Origin of the sequence: Nocardia sp. NBC_01329 (genome assembly GCF_035956715.1) — a bacterium.
Classification (GTDB): Bacteria; Actinomycetota; Actinomycetes; order Mycobacteriales; family Mycobacteriaceae; genus Nocardia.
Genome location: NZ_CP108381.1, coordinates 2421401 through 2437119, shown reverse-complemented (window position 1 = coordinate 2437119; position 15719 = coordinate 2421401). Strand labels below are relative to the sequence as shown.

General features: G+C 65.3%; 16 protein-coding genes and 2 pseudogenes. 6 read left to right on the top strand and 12 right to left on the bottom strand.

From position 1 onward, the window contains the following. Positions 1 to 190 precede the first annotated feature (190 nt). Positions 191 to 832 carry a hypothetical protein gene (locus OG405_RS11360; RefSeq protein WP_327151590.1) on the top strand — a complete coding sequence of 214 codons (642 nt, stop codon included), beginning with the start codon at positions 191 to 193 and terminating at the stop codon, positions 830 to 832. An 11-nt stretch (positions 833 to 843) separates the two neighbouring features. Here the strand turns inward: OG405_RS11360 and OG405_RS11355 are convergent, their stop codons facing one another. Continuing rightward, the gene (locus OG405_RS11355) at positions 844 to 1425 is read right to left on the bottom strand and encodes a TetR/AcrR family transcriptional regulator (RefSeq protein ID WP_327151589.1); all 582 of its coding nucleotides are present in this window, start codon (positions 1423 to 1425) and stop codon (positions 844 to 846) included. A 90-nt stretch (positions 1426 to 1515) separates the two neighbouring features. Here OG405_RS11355 and OG405_RS11350 point away from each other — a divergent pair, with 90 nt between their 5' ends. Beyond that, entirely contained in the window at positions 1516 to 2349 is an 834-nt protein-coding gene (locus tag OG405_RS11350; protein ID WP_327151588.1) for an acyl-CoA thioesterase, read from the top strand. Between the two features lie 9 nt (positions 2350 to 2358). Here OG405_RS11350 and OG405_RS11345 read toward each other — a convergent pair whose 3' ends face one another. Beyond that, the gene (locus OG405_RS11345) at positions 2359 to 4077 is read right to left on the bottom strand and encodes a GMC family oxidoreductase (protein WP_327151587.1); all 1719 of its coding nucleotides are present in this window, start codon (positions 4075 to 4077) and stop codon (positions 2359 to 2361) included. Between the two features lie 116 nt (positions 4078 to 4193). Between OG405_RS11345 and OG405_RS11340 the strand changes: the two genes are divergently transcribed. Beyond that, entirely contained in the window at positions 4194 to 4889 is a 696-nt protein-coding gene (locus OG405_RS11340) for a TetR/AcrR family transcriptional regulator (protein WP_327151586.1), read from the top strand. Between the two features lie 20 nt (positions 4890 to 4909). On the opposite strand, the gene OG405_RS11335 is transcribed toward OG405_RS11340, so the two are convergent. The 3 genes from OG405_RS11335 to OG405_RS11330 all read right to left on the bottom strand — a co-directional run bounded on the left by OG405_RS11335 (position 4910) and on the right by OG405_RS11330 (position 7781). Then, positions 4910 to 6112: an AI-2E family transporter gene (locus OG405_RS11335; RefSeq protein ID WP_327151585.1), complete on the bottom strand. Its 1203-nt coding sequence runs from the start codon at positions 6110 to 6112 to the stop codon at positions 4910 to 4912. 58 nt (positions 6113 to 6170) lie between these two features. Next, positions 6171 to 6248, bottom strand: a complete 78-nt coding sequence (locus OG405_RS29170; RefSeq protein WP_442790747.1) for an FAD-linked oxidase C-terminal domain-containing protein — start codon at positions 6246 to 6248, stop codon at positions 6171 to 6173. A 207-nt stretch (positions 6249 to 6455) separates the two neighbouring features. After that, complete coding sequence (locus OG405_RS11330) at positions 6456 to 7781, bottom strand: family 1 glycosylhydrolase (protein ID WP_327151584.1); 1326 nt, start codon at positions 7779 to 7781, stop codon at positions 6456 to 6458. Between the two features lie 770 nt (positions 7782 to 8551). Here OG405_RS11330 and OG405_RS11325 point away from each other — a divergent pair. Continuing rightward, positions 8552 to 9109, top strand: a complete 558-nt coding sequence (locus tag OG405_RS11325) for a hypothetical protein (protein ID WP_327151583.1) — start codon at positions 8552 to 8554, stop codon at positions 9107 to 9109. A gap of 217 nt (positions 9110 to 9326) precedes the next feature. Here the strand turns inward: OG405_RS11325 and OG405_RS11320 are convergent, their stop codons facing one another. The 4 genes from OG405_RS11320 to OG405_RS11305 all read right to left on the bottom strand — a co-directional run bounded on the left by OG405_RS11320 (position 9327) and on the right by OG405_RS11305 (position 10917). Beyond that, the gene (locus OG405_RS11320) at positions 9327 to 9713 is read right to left on the bottom strand and encodes a hypothetical protein (RefSeq protein ID WP_327151582.1); all 387 of its coding nucleotides are present in this window, start codon (positions 9711 to 9713) and stop codon (positions 9327 to 9329) included. Beyond that, positions 9710 to 10108, bottom strand: coding sequence for an MmyB family transcriptional regulator (locus OG405_RS11315; protein WP_327151581.1), 399 nt, complete (start codon positions 10106 to 10108; stop codon positions 9710 to 9712). The genes OG405_RS11320 and OG405_RS11315 overlap by 4 nt, the downstream gene beginning before the upstream one ends. Next, positions 10105 to 10332 carry a helix-turn-helix domain-containing protein gene (locus OG405_RS11310; protein WP_327151580.1) on the bottom strand — a complete coding sequence of 76 codons (228 nt, stop codon included), beginning with the start codon at positions 10330 to 10332 and terminating at the stop codon, positions 10105 to 10107. The genes OG405_RS11315 and OG405_RS11310 overlap by 4 nt, the downstream gene beginning before the upstream one ends. Positions 10333 to 10545: 213 nt before the next feature. Further along, positions 10546 to 10917, bottom strand: coding sequence for a MerR family transcriptional regulator (locus OG405_RS11305; RefSeq protein ID WP_327151579.1), 372 nt, complete (start codon positions 10915 to 10917; stop codon positions 10546 to 10548). A 39-nt stretch (positions 10918 to 10956) separates the two neighbouring features. On the opposite strand from OG405_RS11305, the gene OG405_RS11300 reads away from it, so the two are divergent. Next, positions 10957 to 12237, top strand: a complete 1281-nt coding sequence (locus OG405_RS11300; RefSeq protein ID WP_327151578.1) for an MFS transporter — start codon at positions 10957 to 10959, stop codon at positions 12235 to 12237. A 545-nt stretch (positions 12238 to 12782) separates the two neighbouring features. Here the strand turns inward: OG405_RS11300 and OG405_RS11295 are convergent. The 3 genes and pseudogenes from OG405_RS11295 to OG405_RS11285 all read right to left on the bottom strand — a co-directional run. Further along, positions 12783 to 13567: pseudogene (locus OG405_RS11295) on the bottom strand (DUF4158 domain-containing protein); the annotation flags it as partial. A 704-nt stretch (positions 13568 to 14271) separates the two neighbouring features. Then, positions 14272 to 14406, bottom strand: a pseudogene (locus OG405_RS29165) (DUF4158 domain-containing protein); the annotation flags it as partial. 129 nt (positions 14407 to 14535) lie between these two features. Continuing rightward, positions 14536 to 14982, bottom strand: coding sequence for a MarR family winged helix-turn-helix transcriptional regulator (locus tag OG405_RS11285; RefSeq protein WP_327151576.1), 447 nt, complete (start codon positions 14980 to 14982; stop codon positions 14536 to 14538). Positions 14983 to 15042: 60 nt separating this feature from the next. Here OG405_RS11285 and OG405_RS11280 point away from each other — a divergent pair, with 60 nt between their 5' ends. Continuing rightward, positions 15043 to 15711 (top strand): FMN-dependent NADH-azoreductase, encoded by a 669-nt coding sequence (locus OG405_RS11280; RefSeq protein ID WP_327151575.1) that lies wholly within the window; start codon positions 15043 to 15045, stop codon positions 15709 to 15711. Positions 15712 to 15719: the final 8 nt, after the last annotated feature.

Here is a 15719-nt window from a genome sequence, read left to right as displayed (position 1 = left end):
CAACATACGAGAGCGGGAGCTGACGTGGGGGATCTTCGCCTCGGCGTCCCGAATCCGAGATCTGCCGGATCCTGGCGTGGTAGGAGATCATGGCAGGTATCGGAGGGGCCGGTTTCGCGCTCGCTTACCGGAGCGGAGCGAAAACCCGGTTCGTGGGTGACATCTCGCGCTACCGGGGTATAACCGGCGCATGAGTTACCCGGTGGATTTCGGGGTGTTGCAGGCAGGTTCGATCATCGCGATCATCCTCGGCGTGGCCCTGCTGGTTTCGGCGTTGATCGCATTTCGTAAGAGGGGGCCGCGAGCACTGATCGCCCGTGGTGCCGGTGGCGCCCTACTGTTGGCCGCCGCGGCATCGGTGCTGTGGGTCGCGACGCTCGTCCAGACCTACCTGGGTTTGACGGGGGAGGTGCGGGCGGCGCATGTGGTGGTGGCGCCGGTATCGGGTTCGGAGCATCAACTCGAGGTGGAGTTGACGCTGTTCGACGAGGACGGCGGTACCACCGAGCGCACAACGCATCGGGTCGAGGGCGATATGTGGGTCTTGCAGGCGCAACTGGTAGAGCTCGAGCCCTGGGTGAACGCGCTCGGGTTCCATTCCGGGTACAAGGTGTCGCGGCTGTACGGGCAGCGGCTCGACGGCGTGGCCACCGCGCAGAACCATATCTTCCTCAACGGCGGAGATCGCGACTTCTTCGAGGATATGAGCGAAGACCGCTGGTTCACCTCGCCGTTCGTGCGCTCGGCATACGGGAATGCCGTGATCGCGACGCCCGGTGAATACGACGTGTTCATCTCGCGGGACGCGATCAAGACCCGGGCGGTGGAGTGACCACCTTCGGATCACGCTTCTTCGACCGCGATCCGGCAGATCTCGCTCAGCTCGTCGACGACCGTATCGAGTGCGGCCGGTCCGCGTTCGGTCCGAGCGACGATCAGGGCGCCTTCCAGCGAGCTGATCACCAGTAGGGCGATGGACCGGGCCCGTTCCGGACGCGCCCCGTCCTCCACGAGTTTCGCGGCGACGAGTTCGCGGAGACTGTCGAATGCCGATCCGGCCGCCGCGACGGCGCCGGGTTCGTTGCCCAGTGCCGCGGCGGCGATCGGGCAGCCGAGCGCATAGTCGTTCTCGTCCAGCCCGCGGGCCAGCATATCGGCGAGCACCCGCAGTGCCGCCGACGATCGGGGAGCGCCGAGCGCTCGGGTGACCCCGGCGGTGATCCGGCTGCTCGCCGCCTCGGTTGCCTCGGTGATCAGCTGGGCGCGGCCGCCGGGGAAGTGGTGATACACCGAGCCGCGTGGCGCGCCGCTGGCCTGGAGTACATCGGTGAACGAGACGGCCGCGACGCCGCGGCGCCGGATGAGCGAGATCGCACTGTTGATCATGGCCGCCCGGGGCCCGTCGGGATCCTTCGGTCGTGGCATAGCTGCTCCCTCTTGCCTGCGATTACTATGTATGTTGTCATACTTATGATTACTTCGCCGCCGGAAACGGCCGAATCTCCAGGAGGATCTGTGACCGGGATCGATGCGTCGACGCATCCCTTCGATACGGCGATCGCCGTGCAGTACACCGAGGCGCACCAGTTGGCCGGTCACACCTGCCCCGATTACGCGAATATGGTCGGTCCGTTCGGGGGAGTCACCGCGGCAGCGCTGTTGCGGGCGGTGGAACGGCATCCCGAACGACTGGGCGACCCGCTGTCGCTCACCGTCAATTACGCGGGACCGATCGCCGACGGGCCCTTCGAGATCACGGCGCGCCCGGTCCGCACCAACCGCACGAATCAGCACTGGCTACTCGAACTCACCCAGGACGGCGCGGTCGCCACCACGGCGACCGCCGTATTCGGGATCCGTCGCGACACCTGGTCGGATCTGGAACTCACCATGCCGTCGGTGCCGGGGCCCGGCGAAGCCGTTCCGCAGATCTTCCCGGATTTCATCGCCTGGGGCCACAATTACGAGCTGCGGTTCGTTGCCGGGGCCGTGCCCGATATCGAGCCCACCACCGAGATTCCGGAGAACCCGGATTCGGTGAGCACGCTGTGGTTGCGCGACAGTCCGGCCCGGCCGATCGACTTCGCCTCGCTCACGGCCATGTCGGACGCGTTCTACCCGCGAGTGTTCCTGCGGCGCGGGCGTTATCTCCCGGCCGGCACCATCTCGCTCACCGTGTACTTCCATGCCACGGCGGAGGAACTGGCCGACCAGGGTACGGAGTACTTGCTGGGCCGGGCCCGCGCGAACCGCTTCGGGCACGGACACTTCGACCAGAATGCTCAGCTGTGGGGTCGCGACGGCACGCTGCTGGCGACCAGTCACCAGCTGGTCTACTTCAAGGGCTGAAGTCCGGGCTCAGCCGGCCGCCGGATCGTTCACTGCCACAATCGGCAAACGCAGCGCACCCGGCGCCGAGTCGGGGACCACCGGGGATTTCGGCACCACCGGCGCGATCCGGCGGTACGGTGCGTCCGGCGCGGGCCGGGGATCTTGTTCGCCCTTGTTCGGCCAGTACGCGGCTGCGCGTTCGGCTTGCGCGGTGATGGTCAGCGACGGATTCACGCCGAGATTGGCCGATACCGCGGCCCCGTCCACCACACTCAGCGTGGGATAGCCGAATACCCGGTGGTACGCGTCGATCACCCCGGAGTCGCGATCGGCGCCGATCGCGGCACCGCCGAGGAAATGTGCGGTGAGCGGGATATTGAACACCTCACCCCAGGTTCCGCCCGCGGTCCCGCCGATCTGCTCGGCGACCCGGCGGGTGGCCTCGTTGCCCGCCGGGATCCAGGTCGGATTGGGTTCGCCGTGACCCTGCTTGCTGGTGAGCTTGCGGCCGAAGAGTCCGCGGGTCGTGTAGGTGGTGATGGAGTTGTCGAGATGCTGCATCACCAGCGAGATGATGGTGCGCTCACTCCAATTGCGAACGCTGAGGAAACTGAGCATCAGCAGCGGATGGCGCAGCGCGGTCCCGAGGAACCGCAGCCAGCGCGGGATCCGGCCGCCGCCGTCGACCATCAGGGTCTGGAGCAACCCCATCGCGTTGGAACCCCGGCCGTAGCGCACCGGTTCGATATGGGTGTCGGGGGTCGGGTGGATCGATGAGGTGATCGCGACGCCCCGGGTGAAATCCTGGCCGGGCGCGAGCTTCTTGGTGGCAGCGCCGACGATCGATTCGGAGTTGGTGCGGGTGAGCAGGCCGAGACGGTCGGACAGCTCCGGCAGTACCCGGCGATCCCGCATCTCGTGCAGCAGCCGCTGGGTGCCGAGGGTTCCGGCCGCCACCACGACCTGGCGGGCGGTGTAGGTGGTGCGCTGTTTGCGTACCCAGGCGCCGGTCTTCTGCGCCGAAACCACCCAGCTGCCGTCCGCTCGCGGCCGCAGTTCGGTCACCGTCGTCATCGGTACCACCTGCGCCCCGGCCTGTTCGGCGAGATACAGATAGTTCTTGACGAGAGTGTTCTTCGCCCCGAATTTGCATCCGACCATGCAGTCGCCACATTCCAGGCATCCGGTGCGAGCCGGTCCGACGCCACCGAAATACGGATCGTCCACCGTTTCACCGGGTTCGCCGAAGAACACTCCCACCGGTGTCCGTACGAAAGTCTCGCCGACGCCCATATCGTCGGCGACCTGTTTGAAGACTTCGTCCGCCGGTGTCATATGCGGGTTCTGTACTACGCCGAGCATTCGTTTCGCCTGCTCGTAGTAGGGCGTGAGTTCGCCACGCCAGTCGGTGATGTCGCGCCACTGCGGGTCCTGGAAGAACGGCTCCGGCGGAACGTAGAGCGTGTTGGCGTAATTGAGTGATCCGCCGCCGACTCCGGCGCCGCCGAGGATGAGCACATTGCGCAGCGGGTGGATGCGCTGGATGCCGTAGCAGCCGAGTTTCGGTGCCCACAGGAACTTGCGCAGTTCCCAGCTGGTTTTCGGCAGTTCGTCGTCGGCGTAGCGGCGGCCGGCTTCGAGGACGCCGACGCGGTAACCCTTCTCGACCAGTCGTAGGGCGGTGACACTGCCACCGAACCCGGAGCCGACGATGAGGACATCGAAATCCGTGGCCGCCTCGGACATGGGGCTTCTCCTTGGTTCGGATGGTCAGCAGTGACGTGCGGTAACATTAACATAGCTGGACGGGAGCAACGCTCACTATTGTTGACAGTGCTCTCGTAATTGGTCAGGCTGAAGGAATGACCACACCCCGCGCCCGCGCCCGGGCCCAGACCATGACCGATATCAAGCGGATCGCGCGTGAACATCTTGCCACCGACGGCGCCGCCGCCCTGTCGTTACGCGCGGTGGCCCGCGACCTGGGTGTGGTCTCCTCGGCGGTCTACCGTTACGTCCGCAGCCGTGACGAACTGCTGACCCTGCTGGTGATCGACGGCTACGACGCACTGGGCGATGCCGTCGAGGCCGCCCTCGCCACCGCACCCGACGACCCGATCGAACAATTCCGGGTCACCGCCCGTACCGTCCGTACCTGGGCGCTCGCCGAACCCGCCTGGTACGGCCTGCTGTTCGGTACCCCGGTACCCGGATACGCGGCTCCGGCCGATCGCACGGTCACTCCGGGTACCCGGGTGATCGCGACACTGATGGGGCTCTTCGATGCAGCCCACCGACGCGGACTACTCGCGCCACCGGCAGGTGGTCAGCCGGCTCCCGCCGGACCGCTGGCCGGCGATTTCGTTCGGATCCGAGCCGATTTCGAGCTGGACGTGCCGGACTGGTTGCTCGCGCGCGGCCTCACCGTCTGGTGCACGCTGTTCGGGGCTGTGAGCTTCGATGTCTTCGATATGTACGGAGCCGACACTTTCACCGACCGCGCGCAGGTCTTCGAAACCCATATCGCCGCGCTCGAAAACCTACTCGGCGTACCGTGACCAGCCCGTCAGGAACGGGCCTACTGCCCTGGTTCCGCAGCTTTCTCCGTGTCCACTTCGGACGGGGTGGGGTCCGTCGCCTTTTCCCCGGACGGATCGGGTTCCCCCACCGCCACGTCGATCTGTTCGCTGATATAGCGGACCACCACCGCGGCTACGGCCACCACCGGGACCGCCAGGAACGCTCCGGTGATGCCGTACAGGGTGGCGCCGCCGGTGACCGCGAGCAGGACCACCACCGCGTGCAGCTTCATGGTGCGGCTCTGCAGTACCGGTTGCAGCACATTGCCCTCGAGCTGCTGGACCGCGATGATGATCACGAGCACGATCAGGGCCGTGGTGAACCCGTTGCCCACCAGTGCGACGAGCACCGCCAGCGCGCCGGCGACGAAAGCCCCGACCATGGGAATGAACCCGCCCAGGAACGTCAGTGCCGTGAGTACCCCCCACAGTGGTACTCCGAGCAATACCAGCCCGAGGCCGATGAAGAACGCGTCGATGAAGCTGACCAGCGCCTGGGTGCGGATGAACCCGCCGAGCACATCCCACACCCGCACCAGCACTTCCTCGAAGTGCCGGCCACTGCGCCCACCGGTGAACTTGTGCATCCAAGGAACGAATCGGGGCCCGTCCTTGACGAAGAAGAAGGAGATCACCAGCACCAGGAATATCGTGACCAGCACCGAGGTTGCGGTACTGACCCCGGTGAACACCCCGGAGGCGATCTGCTCGGCACTGGACTGCACCCGCGACACCACCGCGTCGACCGCCGAGTTCAGTTGTTCGTCCCGGATGTTCAGCGGCGGGCCCTGTAACCAGTCCTGGACGGTATTGATACCCGTCGTGGCCTTGTCGGAGAGTTCGGGCACCTGATCCACCACCGAGGGCACGATCAGAGCGATACCGCCCGCGAGCACGCCGATGAACCCGACCACCGTGAGCGCGGCCGCCGCGGCCGGTGGTAACCCGGCTTTCACCAGCAGACGGGTCGGCGGCCAGAGCACCGTGGAGACCACGATCGCGAGGAGCACCGGCAGCAGCACCACCCACAACCGGGCGGCCAGGAACCCGAGAACCCAGGCCCCGGCCGCGATCGCGATCACGCATACCGCCCATTTCGCCAACCACAGCACTCCGGAGCCGAAGACCTCCCCGCGATCGGGCGCCCGGGTGGCGCCGGCGGAGCGAGTGCTGTCTGCGCGGATTTCCTTCTCCCCGTTCACCCGGCCAGTCTTGCACGTCCGGCTCGCCCCGGCACCGCACCGGACCGGGCCGAACAGGTCACAACGCCACGCCGGGATTCAGGATCCCGCGCGGGTCGAACGCGCGCCGCAGCTCACGCTGGGCCGATGCGTTCACCGGGTCGAGTCGTGGGGCTCGGCGATACTGGGTGCGACAGGCATCCTGCTCGCGATCTGGATCGATTCGCCGTACGGAATCCTGGTCGGTGTCGCACCAGCGGCGATGAGCCTGTGCTCACCGGGGCCGCGAAGCCCGGTCCTACCGCGGGCGACGCCCGTCGAGGTCGGCTGAACGGACTCTCCGATCAGGTCATCGTGTTGCGGATCAACGCGGCACGATGACCTGATCGATGCAGCTGGTCAGCCCGTCGACGATCGAGCAGGCCGCAGGCCCTCGGGTCGGCCGGTAATCACTCGGAACTCCGCCACCGCCGGTGATCGCGGTATAGGCCGCCACCGCGTCGGTGGGACGACGGGTGAGCGCGGGATCGCTCAGGACATCGACGGTATAGAGCCCGAATCGCGGTGTATAGGAACCCCATTCGTAGTTATCGGTGAGACTCCAGTAGTTGTAGCCCATCACATTCATCCCGTCGGCCGCCGCGCGCTGCAGCCAATACACGGTATCGCGCAGGAGGTCGGCGCGGGTGTAGCCATCGGCGCGCGGTTTCCCGTTCTCGGTGGGCATACCGTTCTCGACAATATAAAGAGGTGTGCCCGGGAACCGCTTCGCGTAGTGGTCGAGCGCGTAGTAGATACCTTCTGCCTGCAACGACAGCGTCCACAGCTTGCTCGGGTCGGGTAGCTGAGCGAGCACACCGGCGGGGGAGAACCCGTAGTAGTAGTCGATCCCGATGAAGTCGAGCTTCGCGCCGACCCGCGCGAGGAACGCCCCGTTCACCGCGTCCTCGGCCGCGGGGATGTAGGCGACGTTGCTGCTGACCATCGCACCCGGCCGGACCCGGTGGATATGGTCGTAGACCGCGTTGTGTGCAGCAGCCATCCGATCCTGCATCGCGGGTATATCGGTCACTCCGATTCCGCCGTGGCGCACTTCGTTCATCAGATAGGCCGCGGGCTCGTTGAAGGTGATCCACAGCGGATCGTGCCGGGCGTATCGATCGACCACCTTCCGGGCGTTGGCAAGCCAGTCGTCGACCATTCCGGCGCGCCGCCAGCCACCCAGATCTGCCTGCCAGCCCGGGTACACCCAGTGGTCCAGGGTCAGCATCGGGCGCATACCCGCGGCGCGGATAGTCTCGATGACCCGGTCGTAGAACCCGAACCCCTCCTCGTCCCAGTCATCCGGCCGCGGCTGCACCCGTGCCCATTCGATTCCGATCCGGTAGGAGCGGACCCCGAGACGCTCGGCCAGCGCGATATCGGATCGGTAGCGGGAGTAGAAGTCGACGGAATCGCGATAGGGGTCCTCGGTTTTCCCCGCCGCGATATAGCGGGTCCAGTTGCTGTCCGGCGCACGGCCTTCGGACTGGAAGCCCGAGGATGCGACACCCCACAAGAAGTCGGGTCCGAGCGGAGCGATCTCGACCGGGGGAGCGGGGCGGGCGGCGGCGCGGCCCGCCCCGAGTGCGACAGCACCGGCTGCTACCGCGCTGGTGGTCAGAAATCGGCGGCGGTTCACCGGGCTCATCGGATTGTCTCCTGTTCGCTGTCGGTCCTCGCGGCGCTCGCACCAGACTAGCGGCGCGACACCGGAATCGCGCCGAAGCGTCCGCATCTCCCGGCGGCCACCGTGGCCCGGATGCCGGGGTAGTGGCCCTTGATCGGTAGGGTTTGCGCGGCGCGGCATCGGTCTCATTCCGCGAGAAACGACCGGCTCGGAAGGGTCTCTCGGCGAGCGGACCAGTCCGCGAACATCGCCCCGACCATCCTCTTAAAACAAGCGGTTATCTAGATATGCGCATCAAACTATGTATAGTCATCGGAATGTCACCACCAAACGGACAACCTCGAAGGAGACACTCGACGCAAACCCGAAATTCGGACTGGGAGAAAGATATGGGTGAGTTGGATCCGAACAGCGGAACTCGGACACGGGGACCCAGTCGATGACCGATCGCCGGCCGAGTGCGTACTGATGAACCTCGTAGGCTGGGGGCCCGGTAGTAATCGCGCGAAAAACAACGAAGTTGCTTTGACCAGCAGCGATGTCAGTTCGATGTGCCGAGACGGCAGCAGCTGAGCATCAGGTCCGAGGCGGGATGGCGCCGCTGCGGCAGTATCCCACCCGGATCGGCTCACCCATGCTCAGGATTGTGTCGGATAGCGGAGGTTGAGTTGAACGGAACAGGTTCCGGAACACCTCTACGGAACACCATCGACCTGGGCTGATGCGAGTGGGTCCGGGTCGTGCCGCGATTGGGAGGATTCGCCGGGCAGCCCGTGCCGCACACTCGGCGCATGCCCCCGGAACGTTTCTTCGACAATCGCCACATGCTGGTGGACTTCGAGGACGACATGCTGGTGCAGTGCCCGCAGTGCAACAAGACCGCACATGTGACACCGCCGCCCGAGCCCGCCGGTCGCCCATATCGACAGTTTCTCGCGCATCGGCTGACGTGCGGCCATTGTGGGCTGGCGCGGACCGAACCCAGCCGCGGCTACTACTTCATGGTCGGTGCGGGCTCGACCGCGACCGATCCGTATTTCGCGCTTCCACTGTATCTGCGAGCCGAGACCCGTCACGGGTGGCTATGGGCCTACAACTTCGAACATCTTGCTCTGATCAGGCGTTATGTCCAAGCATCCCTGCGCGAACACGCACCGTGGGACGACGGCGGGATCAGACACACAGTGGTTGAGCGACTGCCGAAATGGATCAAGTCGGCCAAGCGCCGAACCGAGATCCTTCGGCAGATAGACCGGCTGCACCGCGCAGCGATCGACGACGCTGCTCTCGCGAGAGCTTCAAAGCAGCCGAGCCAAGCAACAACTACCATGCACCGCAGCCCGAAATAATTATCACCGCTGGTCAAGGCAACTTCGTTGTTTTCGCGCGATTACTACCGGAACCCCTGGGTGCTAAAAGAGTTCGACCGCGATTCCGGTGACTTCCGACAGCGCCACAACGCTGGAAGGGCTCGCCGACAGTACCGTGAGAGGGCTGGTGATGCGGGATTACCTCGGGGACACCGAGCTGTTCGATCTTCTGGGGGGCGCCGCCGGACAACTATCGTTATTCGGTGGGCGGTTGGGAGCGCCGGTCGACAACGCGAAGTTGTTCCGGGGGTGGCCAGGCAGTGATCGGGCCGTCACCCCAGGAACACGCTTCCAAGCTGGAGAGGTACCCGCCGCTGACGAAAAGGAGTATCTCGCCGGGGCTGTCGTCCTCGGGACCGATGATGTCGGCTTCCGCGATGATCGGGTGTCGTGGAGGGTCGACCCGGACCGGGGTGAGTTCGGTCGTGTCCAGCTCGAAGTTCACACTCACGCAACCACAGCCACATCGGGACTGAATCCGGGCGTGGGGAATTTGCGCTCGCACCGCGGCGTACAGCTGGTCGTCGGGACGTAGCAGGGTCTCCAGCGTGGTGACCACGTCCGACGGTAGGGGTTCACTCATATACAGACTCTCGCAGCGCCGACCGGCGTGCTGGTGTCGGTCGGATCGGAAAGGATTCGTAGGGCGGCTTCGGAGGGTGAGCCCGGTTCGGCGTTGAACACCGCCACACGCTGTCCCTCGTCGTTCGGCAGGGTCATGAACTCGGTCATGAGTGCCATGGTGCCCACGATGGGATGGTGATGGGTATGAACGGTACCGCCGCAGTCTCCCACCGTGTGGGCGGCCCATAGTTTCGCGAATTCGGGGCTCCCGAGGGTCAGTTCGCCGACGAGGTTGCTCAGAGCCGGCGCGCCGGGGTGCTGTCCGGCAATCAATCGCAGGTCGGCGACGGTGGACCGGGCCTTGCGGGGCCAGTCGTCATAGAGCTCAGTTGTATGAGGGTCGAGGAACATCATGCGGCCGATGTTGGGGCGGTCGCTGGGCCGGTTCGGCGCGTCGAAGTCGAGGTGGCCGGCGAGTACAGGTGAGCACGTTCGGCTTCGTCCAGCCGCAAGACGCGGGCGACGGCGTCGAGAACGGCGTCCGAGGCTTTGGGGCTCTGTCCCTGTTCGAGGCGGGTGTAGTAGCCGGCGCTCACCCCGCCGAGCTGGGCGAGCTCCTCTCGGCGCAGGCCCGGCACCCTGCGTCGTCCCCCGTACACGGGGATCCCGGCATCGTCCGGCTGTGTCGTGCCCGCCTCAACGCATTTAGGTGAACGTGAACCGGCAGCTACGGCCGGGAACAACGGTTACCGGGCCTGCGGGAGGGGTCGTCCTTCACTGTCATGCGCTGGTTCACGGTGGAGAAGTGTGGGCGCATGTCGTTGTGACGCCAGTAATCTCCGTATGTTCTGTTACGAGGCTCGGATCTCGTGGCTCACAGCCTCGAGGTAGCCGTTGATGGCTCGGTGGTTCTTCGTGAGGCATTCGATCTTCTCTGCCATTCGGTCGCGTTCGCGTTCGAGTGTCGCGATCATCTCTGGGGTGACGTACGGCAGGTGTATCGCCCGTGAACTGTTCAGGCAGGGCAGGATCTGCTTGATGATCCGGGTGGGCAGTCCGACATCGAGCAGGCCCCGGACTTGCAGCACCCGGTCGACGACGTAGTCCTCGTAATCCCGGTACCCGTTCGGGAGCCGTTCGGAATGGATCAGGTCCTGTTCCTCGTAGTAGCGGAGCAGACGCACCGGCGTATCCGTGCGCTGCGAGAGCTCACCGATCTTCATCACTACACCCCTCGCGTCCGGGCCGCGATACAGCCGAACTTGACCCTCACATTAATGTCAGACATCGATGATAAGGATATGACACGAACAGACACCTCACCACCACCTTCTCCGGCTGACACCCGGTTCCCATTCGCGGGCCTGCTGGCCCTGGCTGCCACAGGGTTCATCACCCTCCTGACGGAGACCATGCCCGCCGGGATGCTGCCACAGATGAGTCGCGACCTGGGAGTGAGTGAGGCCGCTGCGGGGCAGAGCATCACCATCTTCGCGATCGGGGCAATTCTCGGAGCAGTTCCGCTCACAAGAGCCACGATCGGCTGGCAGCGCAAGCACCTGCTGCTGTTCGCGATCTCAGGGTTCGCTGTCGCCAACACGGTCACAGCACTTTCCGACAACTTCTCCTTCACACTCGCGGCCCGATTCCTCGGCGGGATCGTCGGCGGCCTGCTCTGGGCGCTTCTGGCGGGGTACGCGAGGCGGATGGTTCCCCCGCACCAACGCGGCAAGGCTATGGCCATCGCGATGGCCGGCGGGACCGTTGCGCTCTCCGTCGGAGTTCCTGCGGCAGCGTTCCTGGCGAAAGTCGTCGAGTGGCGATTCGCTTTCGGGATCATCACAGTGGCGACACTCGCGCTGATCGTGTGGGTCATCGCAGCCGTTCCGAACTTCCCCGGCCAGCACGCAGACGCCCGGCTCCCGCTGGCCAGCACGTTCCGCCTGCCGGGCGTCGCTCCGATCCTCGTCGTGACGTTGACGTTCGTGTTCGCACACAACATCCTCTTCACCTACATTGCGCCATTCCTCGCCCCGCTCGGCATGACGGGCGAGGTCGATTCGGTACTACTCACCTTCGGTCTGGTCTCGCTGCTGAGCATCTGGATCACCGGCGTCCTCATCGATCGGCACCTGCGCACGCTCATGATCCTGGCCTGCGCGCTCCTGGCCGCGGCTGCCTTTGCTCTGAGCGTATTCTCTGGCATCCCGGCTCTCGTGTATGCCAGCGCGGCACTGTGGGGACTCGCATTCGGCGGTACCTCAACTCTGCTGCAGACCGCGATCGCTGATGCCGCAGGTACTGCGGGCGACGTAGCACAAGCACTCCTCACAACGTGCTGGAACATCGGGATCGCCGCGGGCGGGATCATCGGCGGCATCGCCCTCAGCGCGCTGGGAACCCCCTCCTTGAGCTGGATCACCCTCGCGCTCGTGATCCCGACCCTCGCGATCGTCATCGGCGCACGTCGACACGGGTTTCCCGGCCGTGCACTCAAACACGACACGACGCCTGAACCGGCTCGTTCGACTACAACTGCGTGAAGAGCTCACGCTCCTTGCCTGGTGGACTTCCTGTCACAGTGCCGCCTGGGTGCAAGGTTACCGACAGGACAGACATCGTCTTCGACGCTGTTCCTGCCTCCGCACCGGTGAGATGAACCGCGAGAAGAAGCCGAACACGGCAGAGTAATGTTTGCGTCCCCACGGGTGTTCTGCCGGCTGGTGAGCGCTGAAGCGATGTCCTTGAACGGTCAGGTCAACGACCCGAAATTCGATGCCGAATTCCCTCGATCCGCGCAACGATGGACCGCACTCGGCGCAGAGGCCACACCCCGTGAAGCCTTCCGCGCGGTGTTGACCGAACTGCTTCCCCTCGATGAGCGGCGCCGCGAGGAAAGCATCGTGCTCGGCGACTTCGCCTGGGCAGCGATCGGCGGCCAAGGCATCACCGCCGAGGAAACCTTCGCCGCGCCAAGAGCTTTGGTCACCATCGTCGCTGACCAACTCCGGCGAGCTCAGCCCCACAGCTTGCCAGTACCGCGCAATCCCGAACGCGACGCGAGCTGGACCCGGTTGCCGAGCACGCGGCGGCGGCCCATCGTGGCCAGGAACCGCCGCCGCTCGGCGGGCAGCACCGACATATCCAGCTCATCCGCACTCAATCGCCGCAGGAACCCCAGCTTCTCGACCTCGGCTTTCACCGCCGACGCCGAGGCTTCCACCGGCCCGGTCGAGAGCCACTTCAACCGGGAGGTTCCGATCGAGGGTCGGTGACCAGCAGCGCATCCAATTCGGCGCACCGCTCGGCTGTCAGCTGGTGCGCCAGCCGATCGTAGGTCTGCTCCTGGGCCTGCGGGCGGGCGTGAGCAACACGCTCCACGACTGTCACCGGGTCCGGCCGGATCACAAGCGCCGAGATCAGATACTCACACACCAGCCGGAACAGCAGTGTTGGCGGATCATGCGCCCGCGCCCGCGCCAGCAACAACTCGTCGAGCTCCTTCAGCTCTATCGTCCCGGCCGACCGCCAGCTCAGATACTGCGCCACCAGGCGCACGTGCTCGGTTCTGGTCTTGGCTCGCTTGCCATACGAACGAAGCTCTGCCGCATCGACATTCAACTTTTCATCCAACCGAACCACCGCCACGGAAGGCGCTGAGGTCAACCTGTCGGGCACAAAGCCGAGCCGCGGCAACGTGCACAGCACGAGAGCAAGTCCCAGCCGGTCCGCCGGTCCACGACCGCGGCCGGGGTCGACGAACGCCACGTCAGCAGGGGTGAGCGCTAAGAACCGAAACAATTCGTCGCGACTGATCTCCGGGAACCCTCGCAGACGCTCCAGTTCCTCATCCGCGAACACCCGTGTCGCCACGAACCCCAGCCTCCAGCACGCCGACCAACCTCATCGGTCGCTAGGCCAACCACCAAACATCGTGCGCCGCAGGCCAACCGCAAACTCACCCACCAGGAGCTATGCCATATCCGCCCGATTTTCGGCGAATACTGCGGCGACCCCCAAGGGCTCAGTTGAGAAGTCCGGCACTTCGACCAACTGTCGGTTCGCGCGCTCGACAGGATCGACCACACTGCGCAGGTTCGCGATGGCTCAAGGGGGAGCCGGGCCTCGATAGAGCACCGTCTCGACCCCCACAGATCCGACCTCGGGGGAGACGAGGCGCGACGCTACACACTATCGGCTTCCGCCACTGCGGTACCTGATGGCGGAGCGAGAACTCTATGGAGGCCCGGCGGGTGGTGGGGTAGGGGTGTGAGTAGTTGAGGTACGGGAAATCCCGGTGAGAACGATCTTGCTGGGGTCCGCCTACCTCGTTCGGGCTGCGGCGGAGAAGCGACTGTGGGCGCAGTTCACCGCGCGGGTCGGGCCTGGAACGGCGTTGGCGCTGGTGCGCCTGCTGGAGAGCCCGGACGACGCCAAACATCAGATCAGCGAGTTGGAGCGTTTGCGCAAGGGCGTGTTCCGGCCGTCGTGGAAAGGGACGGTCAAGGCCCTGCGCCGATTGGAGGGCATTCAGGCGGTCGGGATCTGCCCAGTGGACATGGGCACGGTGCCGCCGGGGCAAAGCCCAATCGGGTATCAGCTCGCCGCCGAGCAGCGATCAGCTTGCGGTCCTCGTCGTCCAGATAGCAGTAGCGCTCCAGATCCTCCCGAGACAACGCCCGGAACCGGCCATAGCCGTCCTTGTCGATCACTGCGACATGAAATCACCCACAGCACAACACCGCTCACCGAGCCAGCTACCTACCACCGGATCGCCCCTACCCCCGGCTACCGGCCGTTGCGGGTCCGCGACACCCTGTTCTAACCACCTGGTCCGGCAATCACAGTTCACCGATCCTTCGCAGCAGACTCACAAGTTGGCGGCGTTCGGCCCCGTTGAGCCCGTTGGTGACCACGGTTTCGGCGTCGCGCCACGCGACCCGCACCGGCTCGACCGCCTGGTGTCCCTGCGCGGACAGACGCAGTCGAATCACCCGCCGGTCGGAGTCGTCGTGGGTCCGCTTCACGAAGCCGGAACGCTCCATGCGGCTGATGGTCTTGGCGATCGTGGGCTGCTCGATACCCATGCGCTCCACCAGCTCTGCCTGCGTCGATCCTGGGTTCTCGTGGAGGTCGACCACGATGAGCTCTTGGCCGGGGTGCAGCCCGAGCCGGGCGAGCCGCTGCGTCAGATCGGCCCGGTGTGCGCGCGCGGCGAGAGCGAGAGCGTAGCCAATGGGGCCGACGTCGCGAGCGGTGTCGCGGCCTGATCGAGAAGGCAGTTCCATAGTCGGCTATTGTACAGTCGGCTATTATATGGCCGGCTATGTAATTCGAACGGAGACACCGTGGCGCATCTGCTGCACATTGATACCAGTCCCAGAAGGAAATCCTTCTCCCGCGAAGTCTCGGCAGTGTTCGCCGCCGAGTGGCGCACCGGACATCCCGGCGGTGACTACACCTACCGGGATCTGGGTGCCGATCCCGTGCCGCCGGTCGACGAGGCTCGCACCGAGATCGCGATCCAGGCATCCGCAACAGGGATCCGGAAGCTGGCCGACATGTCCAGTGCGGTGCGATCCCCAGCACAGGAGAGAAGTTGGGCGGTGAGCCGGCCGCTGATCGAGGAACTGCTGGCGGCCGATGTGCTGCTGGTTGCGAGCCCGATGTACAACTTCTCACTCCCCTCGACGCTCAAGGCGTGGATCGACCAGATCTCCTTTCCCTGGCTGCCGCTGGCCGGGCGGACTGCCGTCGTGGTCACCGCCAGGGGCGGCTCGTACGCGCCGGGAACACCACGTGCAGCCCACGACTACCAGGAGCCCTACCTGCGGGCCTATTTCGAGACACTCGGGCTCGCGGATCTGCATTTCATCCATACGGAACTGACCAACGCACTGCACGTCCCGTTCCTGGCCGAGTTCAAGGACGCTCACCAGGCATCACGAGCCGCCGCGTTGAAAGCCGCCACTGCACTCGCCACCTCGATCGGCCGACGGCTGCAACCGTCGAGCTGAGCAACTAC